Raw genomic sequence first — 20,913 nt, 5'->3', positions numbered from 1 at the left:
CGTATGGATGAAGAAGATGATGCAAGGCTTCTTCCTGCTGTTATGCTTATTGATGGTTATCTTTGTGTGGACGGGACAGCAACAGCCAACAGCCGCACCGAAAAATACACACACATCTGCTCTCTATGCCGAGGAGCTAAGTAAAAAATTACAGGCAACCAATTTTACCCAGCAAGTGATAGAGGCATTGCGAGAAGCGGGCTATTCTCCTGACAGTACGATTGGCTATTTAATTGATTCACCAAACTATCAAATTATTACAATTCAACTGCACGATGGCGCAGAAATTGATAAAAGCGCGGAAGGCAAAATTCAATCCATTATTAATAAACTAACAGCTACACATCACATGCATCCATTTATTGTGAATATAGAATTACTAGAAATCAATTAAACAACGGGGCTGTGTAAAAAGGGATCATCTTTTTTGCACAGCCTCTTTCCAAGAGGTGGCAATCATGAATATTTTAATAGTAGGGGCTACAGGACGTGTTGGCAGGCAGCTTGTCACACGAGCCTTAAAGGAGCAGCACCATGTCACAGCCCTTGTGCGTAACCCAAGCCAGATGCCAGTCCATCATCCACAGTTACGCATTGTTCAAGGCAATGTATTAGATAAACAGGCACTTGAGCAGGCGATGCTGCACATAGATGTAGTGGTAAGCGCACTTAATACCGATGGCAGCACAACACTATCCGCCAGCATCCCACTTATTCTAGAGGCAATGACTGAGCATAATGTGACACGCATTATTACAATTGGTACAGCAGGCATATTGCAAAGCCGTGTAACACCAACGCTGCTGCGCTATCAATCCAGTGAATCAAAGCGCAAATCTACCTTTGCCGCGCAGGAGCATCAATATGTGTTTGAGCAATTACAGCAATCAACAATGAATTGGACAATTGTTTGCCCCACTTATTTACCTGATGGCGACCTCACAGGTAGCTACCGCGTTGAACGCAACTTTTTGCCAGAGGGCGGCACACATATTTCAGTCGCCGACACAGCCGACTTTGCCTACGAGCAAATTTTTAGTAAGAAATTCCTTAATACGCGTGTAGGTATTGCGTATTAAAAAGAAGGGGATATGGCAATTATGTGAACTTAATTACCTAATTTAAACACTATATTCATAAGAGTGAAAAATATATAGAAATTTTCCTTTTTATAGAAGGTTTGCTATACTTTACGTTGAATATAGTATGTAGAGGTGATTGTATGGACAAAGAGATCATAAATAATTGCCAATATCCTCACCACCTAACAAGTCACCATGAAAATGACACAACAGAGTTATATACGATAAAAATTACAAAGGAGCATGTGGATCGGTTAATTGAGGATATTGATCAAACATTAAAGGCGTCAACGTGACGTCTTTTTTTTCTGGAAAAAAGGCCACTTTCTCTATTGGAAAGTGACCTCAAAACAGGAGTGTTTCAGTAAAGCTAGATTCACTTTACATTACTATATATATGACAATATAGTTTATTACGCTAGCCATTTGTCTACAGGCTAGATAAAAATTTCTTATTGATTCTATTAAGCTTTTATGTACAGCTACTAGTCCCTTTGACATGAAAAGGAGTAATTCAGTGCCAAGTAATCTCTAATAATGGTTGGCTGTCCTCCATGTTCCAGACATAGCTTGCTAGCAATTTGTATTTCCTTTTGATTGTAGTACGATTGCATCCCAATTAAAAACATGCCAGACAGTATCAATAAAGCACCGATTGCGATGCCCCGCTTCAATCACCTTACCTCCCTTATCCTTAAAATCCTTACACTCCTATTCTATGTTTCACTATAAAAGCAATATGTTTGATTGACAAAATGTATACCTTTGTATACAATTATCTTAATTAATGTATGCGTATGTATACAAAAGGAGGAGTTTTATAATGAGAGGCGAAGGTTTTAGAGAAGGGCATCATCGCAGAGGACGTCATCGAGGCATGGAGGGCGGCGCTCCACAACGCGGTGCTAAAACATTCCGTCGTGGCAAAGCAATTACTTTTTTAGAAATGCTGCATGTCAAGCGTGCCACAATTAAACAGCAATTAGAGCAACCAGAGTTTCAAGCCATTCAGCAGCTTCTAGTCGGTGAATTAAAAGCCATTGATATGGTTATTCAGGAATTTAGCCAGCTCTTTGATATTCAAGAAAATGAAATCGAAGAACAGCAAGCACATGAACCAACCGAATAATGTTCTATCCGTCAATTCGAGCATCCTATCCGCCAGTTCAAGCGTTCTATCCACTTAAAGAAAGAATTTTGTGGTAGAATAAGGGTATAACGGGAGGAGATGGCTATGAAATATGCAGTGATTGGCACGATTGTGGCGGTGTTAAGTGTTGTCGTTTCGATGATGCTATTGGGTGCAGAAAGAGCTTATTTTCTGCCAGGTATACTAGGCTTTATATTCCTTGCCGTATCGATGCTCTTGTCTGGTACGCTAGTAAGCGGAGATCGAATGCGTGCGAACTTTGCCACAGAAACAACAGCAAGCCGATATACACGTCATGGCGTGATGACAAGTGCATTACTGCTTGCTGTGCCGAATCTTATCGTTGCTATAATTGCGTATACGCTCTATCCATGAAAATCATGTAAAAGGGTCACATCTAACTAGGTGTGTCCTTTTTAGTTGCATTTACTAACAATAAGTACATTTGCAATAGAGAGGTGGTACAATGCAACTAACAGATGGCACATGGCTATTTGATACAGAGGCGATTGATGAAGCAGCGAAAAAAGTACAGCGTGATGAGCAGGAGCGGGAAATGCTTAATGCGTTTGCACGCTATGCCTATACGCGCTATAAGCAAATTCGAGATAAGGTCAATCCGCGGAAATGCAAATATATGTTTATCCATCAAGTACGCCAGCAATTAGCCTCACCCGCTAGATTACAGCGTGTTTGTAGGCTATTAACGATGACGGAGGAAGAAGTTTTATATATTGTGGAATTTGTACGCAAATATTTAAAGTACGTGAAATAAAGGTGATTATTTTTCAACGACCCACGCTTATAGTATGATAGATGTGGATAAAGGAGTGTGAGCCGTTGAGAATACTAAAATTTCTAGTTGTTTTGGTGATTTTTCTTGGTATTGCTGGCTATGGCGTACTTCATTTCGGTACAAAATTTGCCTCTGAAAAAATCGTGGATACGCTCTCAACAGAATTAGAGAATAGCGGGCAAATGGAAGAGATTAAGCAAACGATTGAAAATGATCCAGAGCTAAAGGCATTTATGGAGGAGGCTCAAACGGTCGATAGCAGCACATTGCCATTTACGACAAAGGAAGAGGCAACGAAGGTCTTAATTCAAAAGGTAGGCATTACAGAGCTAAATGATATTCGTGTGAAATTGCAGGATGGCTCGATGACCAAAGAGGAAGCGCTGCAGCAAGTACAAGGAAAATTATCAGCAGAGGAAATCGCTGCGTTAAAAGTGATTGTCTATAAGGAACTTTATGAGTAAGGACATACTGCCAAGGTATGTCTTTTTTTATGCCCTTAAAATGTCCTTTTTCCTGCATTTTTTTGTATATAACAAATAAAGCGGAAAGAGGGAATGGCGATGGCTATTTATCGAGTGCCGAAAAAGGGCAATTTTGTTGTGTTAGATAAGGGCTTTTTAAATGATCCACGCTTAAGCTGGAAGGCAAAGGGGCTGCTTGCGTATATGCTGTCATTGCCCGATGATTGGTCATTTTGCATGGCAGATTTAGCAACGCGCAGTAAATGCGGACGGGAGGCAACCACCAATATTGTGAAAGAGCTTATGCAGGCAGGCTATTTGCAAAAGGAGCAGTCAAGGACGGCGAAGGGAAAGTTTAGCAGGGTGGAGCTTTTTGTGTTTGAAGCACCGCCTCATGCTGCCATTCCGTTAACGGGAAAACCATCCACGGCATTACCACCAATGGAAAAGCCGCCACTACTAAATAATCAATTACTAACTAACCAGTTACTAAAAAAGATAGATAATCAGCAAGCACCTACTGCTGTTTATCAATTTTATGAGCAGCAGGGCTTTGGCTTTCGTTCAGCCCATATTACAACCCAAATGCATCACTGGCTAACGATTTTTTCAGAGGAGATCATGATCTATGCGATGCAGCTTGCTGTGGAAAATAATGTGCTACGCTGGCGCTATGTCGAAAAAATTTTGCAAAACTGGCATGCGAAAAAGCTAAAAAATATGGCGGACATTCAAGCAGATAGACAGCAATTTCAAGCATCTAGGAGAGGGCAAAGGCGTGAGGTGGTGCCAGAGTGGTTTTACCAGCGTCATCAGCAGCAGGAGGAACAGCCATCCACCATTGATTTTGCAGCAGAGCGTCAAAAAATATTGGCGATGCTAGAGGATGTAAAAGAAAGGAGCGAAAGCACAATTAACTAGAAAATATAGATTTACGTGCATTTATTAAAAGTAAGTGAATAGCTTTGTATTCACGAAAAATAAAGGAAAGGAGGGACGGAGATTGAGCTATATTATTGAAAAGCAGTTGATGTCTGGCTTGCCGAATCTACCGCTCACCGCGATTAAATATATTGTCGCCCATGAATCAGGCAATCCTAGTAATACAGGGCCAAATGCATTAGAAAATGAGATTGCGTATATGAGGCGCAATAAAGCGAATGCCTTTGTGTCCCACTGGGTTGGTGGTGGTGGGCGGATTGTACAAGTAGCACCTGTCAATCGTGTGCAATATGGCTGTGGTCCAAGGGGGAATCCTTATAGCTATGCACAGGTGGAATTGGCACGAACGGCTGATCCGCAGCAATTTCACAAGGATTATGCGGCATATATTTGGCTCTTACGCAAGCTGGCGATAGAGGCAGGCGTTCCGACGATATTAGATGGCAATGGGAATGGCATTAAATCACATCGCTGGATTACTGACAATTTAGGTGGTACAACGCACCGTGATCCATTTAGTTACTTAGGGAGCATGGGGATTTCTGAGGCGCAGTTCCGACAAGATATTCAATATGGACTTGAGGGGGGATTAACATTGTCACAGTACAATGAGCTAAAGCAGGAAATCGCAGCCTTAAAAAGCTTACTTGTAGAAAAAGCGAGCATCCAGTCAAATCAAAATGTAGGTGCATCGCATAAAGAGGCATGGGAATGGGCAGTGAAGGAAGGATTGATTCGAGGAGATGGTAGTAAAAATATGAATCCAGCAGGCGTGTTAACGCGCGAACAAATGGCAACGATTCTTAAACGTTATTACGATAAATTTATTGCCGATTAATCGAAGAAGGATAAAGCTTGTTAGAATCGTAAGCTTTATCCTTTTTTTAATAAATAAAGGTCTTTGAAAATTTTTGTCGAATAAGGTATAAGAGAGGAGATGTTTCGATGTTAACCAAAATTAAAAAGGTAAAGTTGGAACAAGCAAGAAAAAAACCATTATATCAAGTTGTGATGGAGTGTCCCAATGGCAAACAGCTTTATGTAAAGTTTGATTACACGTATGCAACAAAAAATTTCTGGCCGCTAAAGGTGAATTATAATCGCAAAAACTACGGAGCTAAGCTAGCATGGTATACCAATGAAGTTGAAAATATGACAGTCGCCCTATTTTTAGAAACAATCGCGCAAAAAATTAATAAGCAATACCAATTTGACTTAAAGCAGCATCCATAAAAGGACGCTGCTTTTTTTGATCGCGGGTAAGGCTATTTTGTTGCAATATGAACTGTTAATGTTGCTTCATCAAATGTGACATTTGCACCGAGTGCTTGGCTGACAAAGCGTAGTGGCACCATTGTTGTTCCTTGATAAATTTCAGCAGGATGATTAAGTGTAATGGTAGATGTTGCGCCATTTGTATCAACATATGCGACTTTATTGCCAACGCCAATGACAATTTTTTTATTGTCCTTGATGGCAGTTACTTTTTTTGTTGCATTTTCATAAGAAACTGTTGCGCCAAGTGATTGAAAAATAGCTTTCATTGGTACTAATGTTGTGCCATTTTTCATATAAGCGCCAGGTGCATAGTTTTGCTTTGTGTTATTTAGGTAAACGGCAACCTTTGTAAGTGCTGGAGCTGGCGTCGCCTTTGGTGGCTGCGGATTGTGGCTATGACTATTTCCAGCATCACCGTTATGGTAATGGTAGCCAGAGCAAAGCCCCTTTGCCTTGGATTTGTCGGAGCAGTTGTGACCGCCATTGCTGTCTAAACGTCCTGGATGCGCCTCAGCAATAGAGGCTGTTGTCAAAAATACTGTAAGCATTGCCATCAATAAAACCAATTTTTTCATAGTTATCCTCCAATTTTTAAAATATGTAAGCATTATACTATTAAAAAATGGAATTTGATATATTTTTATTGTAAATAAATGAATATGCAGCTATCTAGACAATAAATTGATTGTCAATGGTTTGTTGGAATAGCCGCTGAAGCACCGTGGCAAAGGCTGCGACAATGCTTGTTGCCAAAATGCTGATAAGCGCCAGCATCACAATAGCTGTCATATCTTCTTTGCCATAAAAGACAATGAGCGATGTCACAATGCCTGCTACAAGAAGTAGCACGATGCTGAGTGCACAATGTTTAATTTTGACTAAAGCCTTTATAGAGGAGGCAGAAAATGTTTGATTGCGACTAATATTTGTGAATAGCAGATAGACTTGATACAGTGCTATCAAAAATGGCACACAGAGCATATATGCATACAGTAAAAAAAGATAGGATATATAGGTTGTATCAGGATGTGCTGCGGCATCTTTCCTTGCTATTTCTGGTAATCCAAATAGCGCTACAGCCAAAGCAGCCACACCTAGCATGATCACAACACCCTTTAAGAACAGAAGCGCTCCTTGTTGACGTTTCATCATAACACCTCGTTTATTTTGTGATAGATTGATTTTAAAATAAAATTTATCGTTTATCAATAAAAAAATATTGCAAAACAAAAAGGCATCAATCCATTACGGATCAATGCCTGTCGTTTAACATCTTACATATTTGCGTTTAAAGCCAACTCTGCCTCGTTCTATATCCTTTTGAATCGTTTCATAGGCATGGAGAGTGGCATTTTTTTTATTGTCACGCTTCATTTCCACTGGTCCGATTGCTTGTGCTGTTGCGACAGCCTGCTTATGAAGCGGCACATAGGAAATAGCAACCGTATAGAGGAACGTATTCATGGCTGACTGTGTACGTGGAGGCGCCTCAGTAATCGTATTTTTCACCGTTTCCAGCATAGCGGCAAGCTTGCTTTCGGAAAATTCATGGTCTTTGCGATTGCCAATTAGCCAGCAGTAGCAGCTCCAGCCCGCTGACATGCGCAGCTCATCACTGCTTGCAATCCATGCATCCGCAACCTCCTGTGCAATAGGTGCTTCCGCCAATGTAACGGCTACCACATAGTCCGACAGCATATAAAAATAAGCCCCGTCCATCCAACGGTCAAAATCTGCCGCTGTCATTGCCTTCGGGTCTGCAATTACCCCTGCAAAGTACATAGCATCATAATTGCCTGTTGCATAAAGCTCCTCTGCTAAAGCTTGATTAATCTTTATTTGCTTTGCGAGAGGCTTCATTGCACCTGTTGCTACACCAAATAATGGCTCCTGCGCCCCATTTGATAGATACATTTTTTTCGTGCGCTCCTTGCCCAGAGCCTCTAGCTCCTGCATCACTGTTGCTGCGTCCATTGATTCACACATCCTTTTTATTATTACTACTAATTATCCTATAAGAAGTACCTATTTGTCATGGCTTGCGCTTTATTTGAATAGTAAGCTTATGGTAGTGTTAGAGAAAAAGCAGAAGGAGTGATAGTATGACAATTCCATCAATTACATTAAATGATGGGCTACAAATTCCGAGTATAGGACTCGGCACATATGCATTAAATGGCGCACAAGGTGTAGCGGCTATCCAAAGTGCCTTAGACAATGGCTATCGCCTGCTTGATACGGCCTTTAATTATGAAAATGAAGGAGCAGTTGGTGAGGCGATTCGCAGAAGCTCTGTTGCTAGAGAGGAAATTATTGTAACATCTAAGCTGCCTGGCAGACATCATCGCTATGATCGGGCATTAAAAACCATTCAGGAATCATTGTATCGCTTACATGTCGATTATGTAGATATGTATTTAATTCATTGGCCAAATCCAAAGCAGGATTTGTATGTCGAGGCTTGGCAAGCATTGATTGACGCCAAAAAATGGGGCTTAGTGCGCTCCATCGGCGTCTGTAATTTTAATGCGGAGCATATTGATCGTTTAGTACAGGAAACAGGTGTTGCCCCAAGCATCAATCAAATTGAATTACATCCGCGCTTTTCGCAGGTCGAGCAGCTTGCCTATAACCAATCACACGGCATTGTGACAGAGGCATGGAGCCCGCTGGAGCGCTCAGGCACTGTGCTACAAGACGAAAAACTACTCCAGCTTGCCCATCAACACGGCAAAACACCTGGTCAAATTATTTTACGCTGGCATATTCAACTAGGCACTGTGCCATTACCAAAATCAGCTTCACCAAAACGCCAGCTTGAAAATCTCCAAGTTTTTGATTTTGCATTAAATGAACAGGAGATGCAAGTAATCTCCTCCCTGACAAGCGCAGCAGGTCGCATTAACAATCAAGACCCTGCCGAATACGAGGAGTTTTAAAAACAGCCTTCTCACTCAATAGCTTTGAGTGGGGAGGCTGCTTACTTAATATTATCTATATAATAATATATTCAGAAAATAAAATATATTTTAAATATTATATATCAACACTTTTGTTTTTTTAGAAAATACAGTTGTATTATTGTAATATACATTGTATGATTATTTTACAATAAAATAATTATACATCTAAGGATTGTGGAGGAAGGAAATGAAGGCATTATTTCAAACATGGAACCGTATCAATCTCGTTAGTCGCATTGTGGTGGGGATTATTGTCGGTATACTTTTAGCAGTAACGGTTCCAGAGGCAGTAAGTGGCGTGTCCATTTTAGGAACGCTATTTGTAGGGGCATTAAAGGCTGTTGCGCCTGTCCTTGTATTTATTTTAGTGATTAATGCACTGGCATCCCATGTGAGTGGCAAGGCAACAAATATGAAGATGGTGATTGCGCTCTATTTAGCAAGTACATTTTTAGCAGGATTAGTAGCGGTTATTGTCAGCTTTTTATTCCCAACAACGCTCACATTAAAAACAGGTGCGGAGGAAGTTGCTCCACCAAGTGGGATTACAGAAGTATTAGAGTCACTTTTATTTAATATTGTATCCAACCCTGTTAGTGCCATTATGGATGCGAATTATCTTGGTATTTTAGCATGGGCAGTGTTATTTGGGATTGCATTAAAGGCAGCTAGTGACACAACCAAAACAATGCTTAGCAATGTATCAGATGCTGTAACAAAAATTGTGCAATGGATTATTAGCTTAGCACCTATTGGGGTTATGGGAATTGTTTTTGATATTATTTCATCAACAGGCTTATCGGCATTGGCAGAGTATGGACGATTAATTATTATTTTAGTGGCAACAATGTTCTTTATCGCTTTAGTGGTCAATCCATTGATGGTTTTTGTGGTGGCACGTCGCAACCCATATCCACTTGTATTAACATGCTTAAAGGAAAGCGGCACAATGGCATTCTTTACACGTAGCTCGGCTGCCAATATTCCAGTCAATATGGCGTTAGCTGAAAAGCTAAAGCTCAATAAAGATACATATGCAGTATCCATTCCATTAGGCGCAACAATTAATATGGCGGGAGCGGCTGTGACGATTTCGATGTTAACAATGGCAACAGCACATACGCTCGGCATTGAAGTAGATATTTTAACAGCGGTAATTTTAATGGTACTAGCAGCGGTATCAGCGGCTGGTGCATCAGGTGTGCCGGGCGGCTCCTTATTATTAATTCCACTTGCTTGTAGCTTATTAGGCATTTCGGATGATATTGCGATGCAGGTTGTAGCAATTGGCTTTATTATCGGCGTTGTACAGGATTCCTGTGAAACAGCGTTGAACTCATCATCAGACATTGTCTTTACAGCGGCTGCGGAGTATGCAAAGGAACGACAATCATAAACAACAAAGTACCTTTTCTCAGGAGTATGAGGAAAGGTATTTTTTATTTGCCAAAAACTTTATTTTTTAACCTAATTTTAACCTTCCATCATTATAATGCGGGATAAGGCTTTGAATGTTTCAAAGGAAGGTGATAAAGGGTGGATTTTTGCATTTTACTATTTGCTCATTAAATAGGGCTAGCATTAGGCAGTGGTGCTGCAAGAGGGCAGGCACATGTTGGCGTACTAAAGGTGCTGGAGGAAGAGGGCATCCCGATTGATATGATTGCAGGCACAAGTGTTGGCGCAATTGTTGGAGGTGCCTATGCTGCTGGGATGTCTGTTGCAGAGGTAAAAAAGATTTGTGCAGAGGTAACATGGGGAAAATTGGTACGTCCAGCGCTATCCATTCGTTCCTTTGTGCATAATACCCCGATTATCAGCTTTGCGGAGCAATACTTAGGGCATCGTTTAATTGAAGAATTACCGACGCCATTTGCGGCTGTGGCGTCCGATTTGGCGACAGGCGAGGCACATATTATGCGAAAAGGCTCTCTAGCCCATGCCATGCAGGCGAGCTCTGCCATTCCTGCTGTGATGAAGCCTGTGCATTATGAAGGCAAAACATTGGTGGATGGAGCCGTTGTGCATCCAGTCCCTGCCGCGCTTGTGAAAAGTATGGGGGCGGATATTGTGATTGCCGTTAATATTTGCGCAGAGTCCTTTGCCAAAGGAACGACAAGGCATTTTATTGATTCCTTAATGAATACGATTGATATGATGAGCGCAAAGATGGTGAAGGAAGAACTGCAATTAGCCGATGTAATTTTACGGCCAGATTTAGGCTTCCAGCAAATTCGCTTTGGCAAAGAGCTAGCATTTTGTATGGCGGCAGGAGAAGCTGTTACAAAGCAATCCATTGAAGCTATTCGTCACACTCTCAATGCCAAAAGCTAACTTGTGAAAATAGGGCATAAATTGAGGCAAGTAGGGCAAGGTAATACTACTTGGAGGTGATGATGTGACAAAGGGAAAGCAATATAAGCGTGAGTCGGAGCTGGCAGAATTGGCGATGGATTTAAGTCCAGATGATCTAGATGTGCGTGAAGATAATGCGTTAACACAGGAGCAAAAGAACAATGCAGATAACCATAACGATTCGAAAAAATCCTCAGCACGTAAAAAATAAATATAACGTAAAAGGCTATGGAGAACGTCGCAACCTTCTCGATAGCCTAATTTTATTGAGCGAGTAGCCAAAAATCAGCTATCATGACATTTTCCTCATCATGTGGCTAGCGATTCTGATGCCAGCAATCCATACATACACAAAGCCTATCATAGCAAAAAGAATCGATATTTGCTGACAGATAGCGTAAGATGAAAAAATAGAGAGAAATGCTGGAGGGAATAACGATGATACGATTTGATAATGATTATGCAGAGGGCGCACACCCACAAATTTTACAGCGTTTAGTTGCCACAAATGAGGAGCAATCACCAGGCTATGGTATGGATGAGCATAGCGAAAAAGCGAGAGCCTATATTCAGCAAGCAATTGGGGCAGAGCATGCGGCTGTTCATTTTTTAGTTGGAGGCACACAAACTAATACGACTGTGATTGCCTCAATTTTGCGACCTTATCAGGGGGTGATCGCTGCTAATACAGGTCATATTGCCGTGCATGAAACAGGGGCTATTGAAGCAGCAGGTCATAAGGTTTTAACCATTGCTAGCGATGATGGCAAAATTACCGCTGCACAGGTAAAAGCCCTTTATGATGGGCATTGGCAGGACAGCACACATGAGCATATGGTACAGCCAGGCTTAGTCTATATATCGCATCCTACAGAAAATGGCACAACCTATAGCAAGGCAGAGCTAACAGCCCTTAGCGAAATGTGTCGTGCTTGCGGCTTGCCATTATTTTTAGATGGCGCACGCTTGGGCTACGGGCTTGTTGCGCAGGGAAATGATTTATCTTTAGCGGATATTGCTCGGCTTTGTGATGTTTTTTATATTGGTGGCACAAAGCTGGGCGCAATGTTTGGTGAGGCTGTTGTGATTATGAATCCTACCTATCAAGCACATTTTCGCTATATGATGAAGCAACGAGGCGGGCTGCTTGCCAAAGGTCGCCTGCTAGGCATTCAATTTGAAGCATTATTTGAAGATACGCTATATTTGGATATTGCTCATCATGCTGTAGCAATGGCCATGCAAATACGTCAGGCATTTGTTGCTAAAGGCTTTACATTGCGCTATGATTCCAAGACAAATCAGCAATTTCCGATTTTGCCAAAGCCGATTTTAGAAAAATTAAGTGAAGCATACTCCTTCGCAATATGGGAGCCGTATAGTGATACACATACTGTTGTGCGCTTTTGTACAAGCTGGGCAACAAAGCAGGAGCATGTGGATCAGCTTATCGCGGAGATTGAGCAGCTATGACTACATATATCGCACTGTTAAGAGGCATTAATGTAGGTGGGCATAATAAAATAAAAATGGCTGCATTACGAGAGGCATTGCAAACATTGGCACTCCATAATATTCAAACCTATATACAAAGCGGCAATATACTGTTTGAATCAAGCGAAAGTGAAGCTGTGCTGCAACAGCAAATTCACGCTACGATTCAGGAGGTGTTTGCTATTACAAGCACCGTCATTATTAGAACGGCTGAGGAATTTCAAGCAATTGTGAAGGAATGTCCTTTTTCAGCGGAGGAAATAGCAGCGGCAGGTGCTACCGCTATAGGAGAGTGCCTTCATGTTGCATTCCTGCCAGCGCCGCCAACAGCGGTAAGTGCTGAAACCTTTTTAGCCTATGCCAATGATAAGGAACGCTGCGTGATAGCGGGAAGAAATATTTATTTATTATTTTATGAAAGCGTCCGCAATGCCAAACTCAGTCAAAAGCTCCATCAGCTAGAGCTTCCAGCAACTGTTCGTAATTGGAAGACAATCACAAAGCTGGCGGCGATGGCTGATGGCATTTAAGTAGCAAGTGAAGCGCGGGTATTTGACATCAAAGTGCGGGTATTTACTATTCAAACGCGGGTAACAGTTCAACAATCGCGGGTAACGATAGCCACCAGTTCATATAGAAAAAAGCTGTAGCGTCAACATAGACACTACAGCTTCAGAATTGGTTGATGCCCTTTGAGGTTCTCAAATGCATTATAACATATTAACAATGGTTCTACCAAGGTGCTGCCCATTTTTGATAGCATCAATTGTTTGAGGTACTTCTTCCAGTGTAATTTCCTCTGTTAAGGCATTGTGAGCAATATTCCAATCGTTTGCCATTTTTGCCCACACATCTGCTCGTTGTTCAATTGGTGCATTAACCGAATCAATGCCTAGAAGCTGAATGCCTCGTAAAATAAATGGTAAGACATTCGTTGATAACTGAATCCCACCAGCATTGCCACACATGCTAATGCTACCGCCATAAGCAATTTGTGGAATAACTGTAGCAGCAACATCTCCGCCTACTGTATCCAATACATAATCATATTTTTGCTGTTGTAATGGCTTTTTCAGATCACCAAGCTCACTAGCAAAAATAATATCCGTTGCGCCTAAAGACTGTGCCACAGCCACTTGATGCTCTTTTCTCACCAATGCCGCAATATTGCTATAGCCGATTGTTGTCAGCATCTGCACAGCAAGGCTACCAACACCGCCTGTTGAGCCTGTTACAAGGATGCGTGGATTATTCTCTACCTTCATGCCATGCTGCTCTAGGGCGATAATCGACAATGCCGCCGTATAGCCTGCTGTGCCAAAAACCATCGCCTCTCGTAAATCTAAATTCGCTGGTAACGGCACAATCCACTCAGCAGGCACACGCGCATATTTGGCAAATCCACCTGTATGCGTCATACCCATCGCAAAGCCTGTAACAATTACTTGCTGACCTGCTGTAAAGCGCCCATCTGCCGATTGAACGACTGTCCCACTTAAATCAATACCGGGAATCATTGGGTAGTTGCGAATCACACCGCCATTTTTCTGAACCGCCAGCATATCCTTGTAGTTAATGGAGGAGTATGCCACTTGAATTAGCACATCACCTGCTGATAAATCGTCCAAAGTAACAGTATCTACCTCATATATAATTTGCTCGTCCTGCTCTTTGACAACTAGTGCTTGAAAAGAATCCATAGTAATCGTCTCCTTTGATTTTAGTGCAAAATAGTTTTGATGCAGAAATATTTCCAATCAAAAGTTATCATGATAAGATAGGTATTGTCAAGATGGAGGAGATTACATGGAATTACAGGAATGTATAAACTTTTTATTAAGCACAAGTCAAAATAAGGTGTTTAAACATTTTAGCAAGCTATTAGAGGCATATGAGGTAACACCAGCCCAGTACGGTGTATTAAATTGCTTATGGCATGAGGGGCAGCTGCTTCCTAAGCAAATCGGGGAAATGCTGTATTTAGAAGCGCCAACGGTTTCTGGTATTTTAGATAAAATGCAAAAGGCGGGCTTCATTGAGCGCTCGGTTGACCCTGAAAACCGCCGAACGGTATTAGTCGTTGCCACACCAAAGGCAAACGAGCTAAAGGAAAAAATCGACAAGGCAACAGAGGCATTGAATGCAACAGCTTTCCAGCATTTATCAAGCCATGAGCAGGAGGTGCTAAAAAAGGCTTTAGTAACAATGATTAATACGGAATTTTAATTGAAGATATTTAATTTATACTGCAGAGTGATTGTTTATAATATATTTTAGAAATTTTCAATAAATAAATAGATAATCAGTTCTCATTAAATCAGTGTTATAATTATGGTGCATAGTAAATGTACAGAAGGAGTTATACTGATGTTAAAAATTGAAGAACGTGGTAGAGGTAGATTTAAACCAGCCCCAAATTATAATATTGATGATGTAAAAAAAATACTCTTGGAAAAAATAGAAGAAGAAGTGCGAAACCAGTCTACGATAAATGATTATGATGCAGGTGAATTAGTTTACAAAACAGATAAAGTTAACGTTATTGGTTTATTTGCTGGTGCTGGGGGATTAGATTTAGGTGTGGAGCTAGCTGGATTAGATGTAGTTATAGGCAAAAATAAAACAGACTCTGTTCTATCAAATTATGCTGATTTTAACAGAGTAAGAGAAAAAAGTATTTTCCATCATCTTTATGTTAACGATATTTTTAAGGAAGCGTTAGAAACATACAGACATAACTTTCCTAATGGTGTATTAATACATTTACAAGATATTCGCAAGGTAAAAGATTTTCCAACTGCTGATGTTGTATTAGGGGGACCACCTTGCCCTGGATTTAGTGAGGCAGGACCAAGATTAGTAGATGACCCAAGGAATTTTTTATACATTCACTATATTCGTTGTTTAATGCAAGTACAGCCTAAATTCTTCATTATGGAGAATGTAAAAGGCATGCTGACACTTGGAAAAGGTGAAGTGTTTAGACAAATCAAACAAGACTTTGAGGCAGCAGGATATCGTGTGTATCATAAATTAGTTAATGCAAGAGATTATGGGGCACCACAAATACGTGAGAGAGTTTTTTTAGTTGGGGTGCGTAATGATATTAACTATGAATATGAATTTCCTGAAGCGACTCATGGAGAGGGATTAAAGCCGTTCGTGACCTTAAAAGAAGCCATTGGTGACTTAGAATCTAACCCAGGACCTTACTTTACAGGTTCTTATTCCACTATTTTTCTAAGTCGTAACCGTAAAAAGAAGTGGCATGAACAAAGCTTTACTATTCAAGCTAGTGGTCGACAAGCACCTATTCATCCAGCAGGCTTACCAATGGAGAAAGTAAAAAAAGATAAATGGATTTTTTCAGATGGAGAAGAAAATAATCGTCGGTTATCAATTAAAGAAATTTCTCGAATCCAAACATTCCCTGACTGGTTTACTTTTAGTGATGGGGATAACCTGAAAATGTCTGAAAATGGTAGATTGGATAAAATCTATAAACAAATAGGGAATGCTGTACCTGTTGTATTGGCAAGAGCAATTGCAACTCCAATAGCGGAGTGGTTTTACCAACAAGATAAAGGAGAGAACAAATGTCATTCAGACCAACTACAAATGTTTTAATTGCATTAGCTAATATTTTAAAAAGACAACAAAATACAATGCCGATTGTTCTTGACCACGTTAATCAAAATCGAATTAACAGTACAGGAGATCTGCTTGAATATTATGTAAAAGATGCGTTTTGTAATGAAGCTGCAGAAACAGAATTAACGAATGAAAAGTTAAAAGCTTATCAAAATACATTTAGTTATCTTGGAAATTCAAACAATCCTCCTGACTTTGTGGTAAGGTATGGACCAGCTATAGAGGTAAAAAAATTTGAAGGTAAAGGAACAAATGGGATTGCCTTAAACAGTTCTTTTCCTAAAGATTATTTATATGCGAATGATATTAGAATAAAAAAAGAATGTGTGAGTTGTGAGGATGAATTTGGCGGCTGGAAAAAGAAGGATATGATTTATGCTATTGGTAATGTTAGCAAAAATCATTTACATAGCTTGTGGTTAATCTATGGAGATTGTTATGCAGCTAGCAAAGATACTTATGAGCGAATCACTAATACAATTAAAGAAGGCGTATCTAGTATTCCAGGTGTCGAGTTTGGGATAACAAAAGAACTTGGTAGAGTTAATCGTGTAGATCCATTAGGCATTACTTATTTACGTATAAGAGGTATGTGGGGCATAGAACATCCATCTGCTGTGTACCGTCCGTATATCAAAACAGATACAGAAAAAACAAATATCTATGTATTGATGAACAAAGAAACATATAGAGAAATACATGATAAACCTAATTTAGAACCATATTTATCGAAAAATATTTTAACAATGGAAGGTATACAAATTCCTAATCCAAATAATCCAGCTAAAAATATAGATGCAATCCTATTTTCAGCATCATTCTAAAGGCATGTGTATAAAGAGAATGAAAAAATAGTTTTATTAAAAGGAAAGCCGAACCATCTGAAAAAATTCTCTAATGAAGAGTCCATGATAGTTCGGTTTTTTCTTGTTTTGTTTATGCATAGAAATGTTTATAAAAATACTTACTCACAACCAACCCCATCACCATCTCGGTCAAGATGACGAGCATAGCCCGGTTCACCGCTGTAAATAGGAGCGGCTCCTGCTGCACGCACTTGGCTACAGTTTTTATAGAAGACATGTTGGGAAGAGCTTGAGGATACTTCCTCTGTTTGGCTTGTTGTTGATGTGCTGCTATTTGTATTGGCTGCTTGAGCACTTGCAAGCTGTGTAGTAAGTGCTTCGTTATCTTTTTGTAATGCTGTCACCTGCTCTTGGAGTTGCTGTTGCTTCTCCTGCAACATTTTTTTCTCTTCCTCGAATGCTTGAAGCTGCATGTCTTCCGCTTCCTTTATTTTTTGACTAGCTGTGGAAGCCTGCGCTAGCTCCTCTTTAACACCCTTCAGTTCACTCGTTAATGTATCCACCTGTGCTTGTAAATCTTTATTTAAACCTACTTGCTCCTGATATTGTGCACCAGAAACAGTATCAAACTGCATGGAAATTGCTATTAATACTAAACTACCAACAAATGTTGAGAAAAAGAGCTTTTTTGAAAAAGTACGATGCTTTTTAAGCACCCTCATCATCATAAAATAAATAAGATAGCCTATCGCAAAAAGCAGTGCAAGGCTTCCTAATACATCTAAGACAACCATTTTACATTTCTCCTTTTTATAAAGATGACCTATTTACATTGTCCTGCGTCAATATAACTACAAGTGAGGTAAAAAAATTTACCTATTAAAAATATTTTAACAATGAAAATATAAAATAGGCTCTTTCTTATAGTAGGATGGAAATAGAGGATTGTCCATACATGATAGGGAAATTTTTCATAATTAAAAAGAGCTTTTTTATTGATGGCATTAAATTACTATGATATTTAGTGATTTAGTAATAGACCTCTTAAAAAATTGAATGTGACCATCGATCTTTCACTACAGCCAGTAAAATAGCACTGATTACTCATAGTATAATGAACAAAGATTGTCCATACATATTAGGGGCATATTCCTTTGTAAATTAGCAACATGAGATATTTAGTTGTATAATGAAACGTTAGCAAATGTGCAAATTAGAAAGAAGGTCCTTAGATTGTTAGAAAAACTGAATCGCTTTTTCCAAAAATGGATGCCTGTATTAACGCCATTAAGCTTAGTCATAGGTGTGCTTCTTGAACAGATAGGCGAGCATTTATTATTTATGGTATCCTGGCTATTTGCCTTTATGACATTGGTGAGTAGCTTAAGCATGAATCTAAAAGACGTCAAAGTATTTGTGAAATACCCAAAAACCATCCTTTTTAGCATTGCTTTTTTACATATTATTATGCCTGTTTGGGTTTATTTTTTATCCACGATTATTTTTCATGATCATCTCTTAACGATTGGTTTTATTCTCGCTGTTGCTGTGCCAACAGGGGTGACGAGCGTCATTTGGATTACCATTTCAAAGGGGAATTTACCGCTTGGTTTATCCATTATTTTAATTGATACATTCATTGCGCCCATTGTTATGCCTGCATTGCTACATGTCATTGTCGGTGAATCCATCACGATTGATAGCACCGCACTGATTTTAGATTTAGTATGGATGATTGTATTGCCATCAATTGTAGGAATCATCTGCAATGAACTGTCGAAGGGTGCGATTCATCAAAAGTATGGTAAGAAGCTTGCACCTTTTTCCAAGCTTAGCCTTTTTGGCATTGTGATGATTAATAGTAGTGCCATTGCACCATATTTACGAAATATCACATGGGAATTAGTCGGCGTCATTGCGCTTGTCTTTTTCATTGCTGTTTCAGGCTATATGTTTACGATGCTATTAGGGCGGCTGATTTGGAAAGACCAAAGCATCACGACGACATTTGTTTTTATTGGGGGCATGCGCAATATTGCGGTAGGCGTAATTATTGCTACCACGTATTTCCCATCGAAAGTAGCGATGCCTGTTGTGTTCGGGATGCTCTTCCAGCAAGTATTAGCATCTGTCTTTAGTAAAATCATCGAGAAAAAACAGGAGAAGGAGAGTGTGTATTGTTAAAAATTTTATTTTGGTTTAGTAGAGTTCAAACGCTCACTGAATCAAAATAAAAGCCTCGGCAGATGTTGAGGAGCTTTTCGAGGGAGCTCGAAAAATCCGAACGCATTAGCGTCAGGGACAATTACGCTGGAGTGTAATGGATACATGATATTTGTGATCATCAGCAGGCTATTGCTTGGTGATGAAGGACTTCCAGTTGAATTTTTTAATGCTTCTCTTTATGGGACTGGCACTACTTGTTTTAGCAATTAGAGAATTTCAACAACAACGTAAATTGTATGTTTATTTTCAATATTTGTTGCCATCCAAAGTCTTGCCCTAACATGAAACAGTATGTAGAGGGCGTTCTTTGAAAAAGTAATGATAGAATTTCCGCTATGCGCCATGTATAGTTAAGGAGAAGGGAGATTTATCGATGAAAAAAATTTTACTAGTATTACTAACAGTTATGCTAGGGGTTATACTTGCTGCATGTAGTGAAGATAAAAAATCTGATGAGCTGGCAGAGGTTACGATTCCTGCAACATTCTTTGAAGGACAGGATATTGATGCGGCGATTGCAAGTGCCAAACAAAGCGGCATAAAAGAGGTTAGCAAGAACGATGATGGTTCTGTCACATATAAAATGACGACAGCTGAACATGAGGAAATGCTCAATGGTATTAAGGAAGGCATTAAAGCAACGATTGAGGATATGAAAACGGGTGAGGATTTTCAATCTATTAAAGATGTAACCTATAATGATACCTTCTCAGAGTTTACGCTAGCGGTAAATAAAGAAGAGTTTGACAAGGGTCTTGATTCCATTGCATCCTTTGGGCTTGGGATAGCAGGCATGTACTACCAATTATTTAATGGTGTTGCTGTCGAGGATTATCAAGTAACAGTGAGCTTTACAGACGAAGCAACAGGTGAAGTCATTAAAAAAATCGTTTATCCAGATGAATATAAAGAGTAATAAATGTAATGGGGCTATGCAAAAGGCGAAAATCTTTTTGCGTAGCCCTTTCTTTTATTTATAGCTAATTGGTAAATTTGTTTATTAGTGGCTCAGTTGCACAATCGTCAATGAACGATTGGTATAGCCAGCAAGCGGTGAGTTTGAGGATACACTAACGCCCACTTGATCACCCGCAGCCAATTCTGCCTGTACAACAAATGTGGAACTACTTCTATTGAGAACGTTAAAAAGCGCTAAGCCTTGGAGAAAAATAGGTGCGCCATTCACGGTAATACTAGCTGTAAAAAAAGATTGCGTTGGGTCAGGCTCGGATGTAGCGACGGCATTCAGTGATACTGTAATTTGATAGACACCGCTTTCCATCACGACTAATTCATTACCTGTACCGCTAACGCTCACATTACGCAAAGGTCCAGCGACTGAAAATGGTACAGGTGTTGCTGTAGGAAAAACAATTTCAGCCGTTTCACCTCTTAATGAACCAAAGCCAAGAACATCAGCAGCAGGAGGCATCTCAGGATTGGACGTCGCAATAATTTTTGCATAATAATTTTTCGCACCGTCACAGCAACATTCATTTTTACGGGTAAATGACATATGTCAACCCTCCTTCCTATCATCTATAGTATGTATAGGCATAGAAAGAGGAAATGGTTATTCACCCTACACTTGTTACTTTTATTATGGAAATAACATTACTATTGCAATAAATAACAAAATAGGGGTGATGCTTGTGAAAGGTATAAATTTTCACTACTATTCGTGCTGCTTCTTGGGACAATTAGAT

At 39.9% G+C, this 20,913-nt stretch carries 28 protein-coding genes; 21 read left to right on the top strand and 7 right to left on the bottom strand.

The window, feature by feature from the left end; translation table 11 throughout:
* The first annotated feature begins 7 nt into the window (after positions 1 to 7).
* The 3 genes from ACIQVU_RS08705 (at position 8) to ACIQVU_RS08695 (ending at position 1,378) form a co-directional block, all read left to right on the top strand.
* A complete protein-coding gene (locus ACIQVU_RS08705; protein ID WP_402894979.1) occupies positions 8 to 394 on the top strand; it encodes a hypothetical protein in 387 nt (128 codons plus the stop codon).
* Positions 395 to 458: 64 nt separating this feature from the next.
* Entirely contained in the window at positions 459 to 1,079 is a 621-nt protein-coding gene (locus ACIQVU_RS08700; protein ID WP_340805590.1) for an NAD(P)-dependent oxidoreductase, read from the top strand.
* Positions 1,080 to 1,222: 143 nt separating this feature from the next.
* Positions 1,223 to 1,378 carry a hypothetical protein gene (locus ACIQVU_RS08695; RefSeq protein ID WP_340805591.1) on the top strand — a complete coding sequence of 52 codons (156 nt, stop codon included), beginning with the start codon at positions 1,223 to 1,225 and terminating at the stop codon, positions 1,376 to 1,378.
* Positions 1,379 to 1,567: 189 nt separating this feature from the next.
* On the opposite strand, the gene ACIQVU_RS08690 is transcribed toward ACIQVU_RS08695, so the two are convergent.
* Complete coding sequence (locus ACIQVU_RS08690) at positions 1,568 to 1,756, bottom strand: hypothetical protein (protein ID WP_340805592.1); 189 nt, start codon at positions 1,754 to 1,756, stop codon at positions 1,568 to 1,570.
* A 149-nt stretch (positions 1,757 to 1,905) separates the two neighbouring features.
* On the opposite strand from ACIQVU_RS08690, the gene ACIQVU_RS08685 reads away from it, so the two are divergent.
* The 7 genes from ACIQVU_RS08685 (at position 1,906) to ACIQVU_RS08655 (ending at position 5,667) form a co-directional block, all read left to right on the top strand.
* Positions 1,906 to 2,211 carry a hypothetical protein gene (locus ACIQVU_RS08685; RefSeq protein ID WP_340805593.1) on the top strand — a complete coding sequence of 102 codons (306 nt, stop codon included), beginning with the start codon at positions 1,906 to 1,908 and terminating at the stop codon, positions 2,209 to 2,211.
* A 105-nt stretch (positions 2,212 to 2,316) separates the two neighbouring features.
* The gene (locus ACIQVU_RS08680) at positions 2,317 to 2,607 is read left to right on the top strand and encodes a DUF5316 domain-containing protein (protein WP_402894974.1); all 291 of its coding nucleotides are present in this window, start codon (positions 2,317 to 2,319) and stop codon (positions 2,605 to 2,607) included.
* A gap of 91 nt (positions 2,608 to 2,698) precedes the next feature.
* Positions 2,699 to 3,007, top strand: coding sequence for a hypothetical protein (locus ACIQVU_RS08675; RefSeq protein ID WP_340805595.1), 309 nt, complete (start codon positions 2,699 to 2,701; stop codon positions 3,005 to 3,007).
* 65 nt (positions 3,008 to 3,072) lie between these two features.
* Positions 3,073 to 3,492: a hypothetical protein gene (locus tag ACIQVU_RS08670; RefSeq protein WP_340805597.1), complete on the top strand. Its 420-nt coding sequence runs from the start codon at positions 3,073 to 3,075 to the stop codon at positions 3,490 to 3,492.
* 99 nt (positions 3,493 to 3,591) lie between these two features.
* Complete coding sequence (locus ACIQVU_RS08665; RefSeq protein WP_340805599.1) at positions 3,592 to 4,413, top strand: DnaD domain protein; 822 nt, start codon at positions 3,592 to 3,594, stop codon at positions 4,411 to 4,413.
* Positions 4,414 to 4,495: 82 nt separating this feature from the next.
* Positions 4,496 to 5,272 (top strand): N-acetylmuramoyl-L-alanine amidase, encoded by a 777-nt coding sequence (locus tag ACIQVU_RS08660; protein ID WP_402894970.1) that lies wholly within the window; start codon positions 4,496 to 4,498, stop codon positions 5,270 to 5,272.
* Positions 5,273 to 5,379: 107 nt separating this feature from the next.
* Positions 5,380 to 5,667 (top strand): hypothetical protein, encoded by a 288-nt coding sequence (locus ACIQVU_RS08655; RefSeq protein ID WP_340805602.1) that lies wholly within the window; start codon positions 5,380 to 5,382, stop codon positions 5,665 to 5,667.
* A 32-nt stretch (positions 5,668 to 5,699) separates the two neighbouring features.
* Here ACIQVU_RS08655 and ACIQVU_RS08650 read toward each other — a convergent pair whose 3' ends face one another.
* The 3 genes from ACIQVU_RS08650 to ACIQVU_RS08640 all read right to left on the bottom strand — a co-directional run bounded on the left by ACIQVU_RS08650 (position 5,700) and on the right by ACIQVU_RS08640 (position 7,686).
* The gene (locus ACIQVU_RS08650; RefSeq protein WP_340805603.1) at positions 5,700 to 6,287 is read right to left on the bottom strand and encodes a copper amine oxidase N-terminal domain-containing protein; all 588 of its coding nucleotides are present in this window, start codon (positions 6,285 to 6,287) and stop codon (positions 5,700 to 5,702) included.
* A 94-nt stretch (positions 6,288 to 6,381) separates the two neighbouring features.
* Positions 6,382 to 6,861: a DUF2975 domain-containing protein gene (locus ACIQVU_RS08645; protein WP_402894966.1), complete on the bottom strand. Its 480-nt coding sequence runs from the start codon at positions 6,859 to 6,861 to the stop codon at positions 6,382 to 6,384.
* Positions 6,862 to 6,978: 117 nt separating this feature from the next.
* On the bottom strand, positions 6,979 to 7,686 hold the full coding sequence (locus tag ACIQVU_RS08640; RefSeq protein ID WP_402894963.1) for a DNA alkylation repair protein: 708 nt from the start codon (positions 7,684 to 7,686) through the stop codon (positions 6,979 to 6,981).
* A 128-nt stretch (positions 7,687 to 7,814) separates the two neighbouring features.
* Between ACIQVU_RS08640 and ACIQVU_RS08635 the strand changes: the two genes are divergently transcribed.
* The 6 genes from ACIQVU_RS08635 (at position 7,815) to ACIQVU_RS08610 (ending at position 13,054) form a co-directional block, all read left to right on the top strand.
* The gene (locus ACIQVU_RS08635) at positions 7,815 to 8,651 is read left to right on the top strand and encodes an aldo/keto reductase (protein ID WP_340805606.1); all 837 of its coding nucleotides are present in this window, start codon (positions 7,815 to 7,817) and stop codon (positions 8,649 to 8,651) included.
* 211 nt (positions 8,652 to 8,862) lie between these two features.
* Entirely contained in the window at positions 8,863 to 10,071 is a 1,209-nt protein-coding gene (sstT, locus tag ACIQVU_RS08630; protein WP_402894960.1) for a serine/threonine transporter SstT, read from the top strand.
* A gap of 173 nt (positions 10,072 to 10,244) precedes the next feature.
* A complete protein-coding gene (locus ACIQVU_RS08625; protein ID WP_402895003.1) occupies positions 10,245 to 11,009 on the top strand; it encodes a patatin-like phospholipase family protein in 765 nt (254 codons plus the stop codon).
* A gap of 64 nt (positions 11,010 to 11,073) precedes the next feature.
* Positions 11,074 to 11,241, top strand: a complete 168-nt coding sequence (locus tag ACIQVU_RS08620; protein ID WP_340805609.1) for a hypothetical protein — start codon at positions 11,074 to 11,076, stop codon at positions 11,239 to 11,241.
* A 227-nt stretch (positions 11,242 to 11,468) separates the two neighbouring features.
* Complete coding sequence (locus tag ACIQVU_RS08615) at positions 11,469 to 12,503, top strand: threonine aldolase family protein (protein WP_340805610.1); 1,035 nt, start codon at positions 11,469 to 11,471, stop codon at positions 12,501 to 12,503.
* On the top strand, positions 12,500 to 13,054 hold the full coding sequence (locus ACIQVU_RS08610; RefSeq protein WP_340805612.1) for a DUF1697 domain-containing protein: 555 nt from the start codon (positions 12,500 to 12,502) through the stop codon (positions 13,052 to 13,054). The genes ACIQVU_RS08615 and ACIQVU_RS08610 overlap by 4 nt, the downstream gene beginning before the upstream one ends.
* Positions 13,055 to 13,234: 180 nt before the next feature.
* Here ACIQVU_RS08610 and ACIQVU_RS08605 read toward each other — a convergent pair whose 3' ends face one another.
* Positions 13,235 to 14,224, bottom strand: coding sequence for a YhdH/YhfP family quinone oxidoreductase (locus ACIQVU_RS08605; protein WP_402894955.1), 990 nt, complete (start codon positions 14,222 to 14,224; stop codon positions 13,235 to 13,237).
* Positions 14,225 to 14,330: 106 nt separating this feature from the next.
* Between ACIQVU_RS08605 and ACIQVU_RS08600 the strand changes: the two genes are divergently transcribed.
* The 3 genes from ACIQVU_RS08600 (at position 14,331) to ACIQVU_RS08590 (ending at position 16,999) form a co-directional block, all read left to right on the top strand.
* Entirely contained in the window at positions 14,331 to 14,750 is a 420-nt protein-coding gene (locus tag ACIQVU_RS08600; RefSeq protein WP_340805615.1) for a MarR family winged helix-turn-helix transcriptional regulator, read from the top strand.
* Positions 14,751 to 14,891: 141 nt separating this feature from the next.
* A complete protein-coding gene (locus ACIQVU_RS08595; protein WP_340805616.1) occupies positions 14,892 to 16,151 on the top strand; it encodes a DNA cytosine methyltransferase in 1,260 nt (419 codons plus the stop codon).
* Positions 16,121 to 16,999: an NgoPII family restriction endonuclease gene (locus ACIQVU_RS08590; RefSeq protein WP_340805617.1), complete on the top strand. Its 879-nt coding sequence runs from the start codon at positions 16,121 to 16,123 to the stop codon at positions 16,997 to 16,999. The genes ACIQVU_RS08595 and ACIQVU_RS08590 overlap by 31 nt, the downstream gene beginning before the upstream one ends.
* 140 nt (positions 17,000 to 17,139) lie before the next feature.
* On the opposite strand, the gene ACIQVU_RS08585 is transcribed toward ACIQVU_RS08590, so the two are convergent.
* On the bottom strand, positions 17,140 to 17,775 hold the full coding sequence (locus ACIQVU_RS08585) for an excalibur calcium-binding domain-containing protein (protein ID WP_402894950.1): 636 nt from the start codon (positions 17,773 to 17,775) through the stop codon (positions 17,140 to 17,142).
* Positions 17,776 to 18,214: 439 nt separating this feature from the next.
* On the opposite strand from ACIQVU_RS08585, the gene ACIQVU_RS08580 reads away from it, so the two are divergent.
* Positions 18,215 to 19,165 (top strand): bile acid:sodium symporter family protein, encoded by a 951-nt coding sequence (locus ACIQVU_RS08580; protein ID WP_340805626.1) that lies wholly within the window; start codon positions 18,215 to 18,217, stop codon positions 19,163 to 19,165.
* Between the two features lie 415 nt (positions 19,166 to 19,580).
* Positions 19,581 to 20,123: a hypothetical protein gene (locus ACIQVU_RS08575; protein WP_402894946.1), complete on the top strand. Its 543-nt coding sequence runs from the start codon at positions 19,581 to 19,583 to the stop codon at positions 20,121 to 20,123.
* An 84-nt stretch (positions 20,124 to 20,207) separates the two neighbouring features.
* Here ACIQVU_RS08575 and ACIQVU_RS08570 read toward each other — a convergent pair whose 3' ends face one another.
* The gene (locus tag ACIQVU_RS08570; protein ID WP_402894943.1) at positions 20,208 to 20,723 is read right to left on the bottom strand and encodes a hypothetical protein; all 516 of its coding nucleotides are present in this window, start codon (positions 20,721 to 20,723) and stop codon (positions 20,208 to 20,210) included.
* Positions 20,724 to 20,913: the final 190 nt, after the last annotated feature.

This window comes from Lysinibacillus sp. NPDC098008 (genome assembly GCF_044760715.1).
In the GTDB taxonomy this organism is placed as follows: domain Bacteria; phylum Bacillota; class Bacilli; order Bacillales_A; family Planococcaceae; genus Lysinibacillus.
The sequence above is the reverse complement of the archived record's forward strand: the minus strand, read 5'-3'. Positions and strand labels throughout refer to the sequence as shown.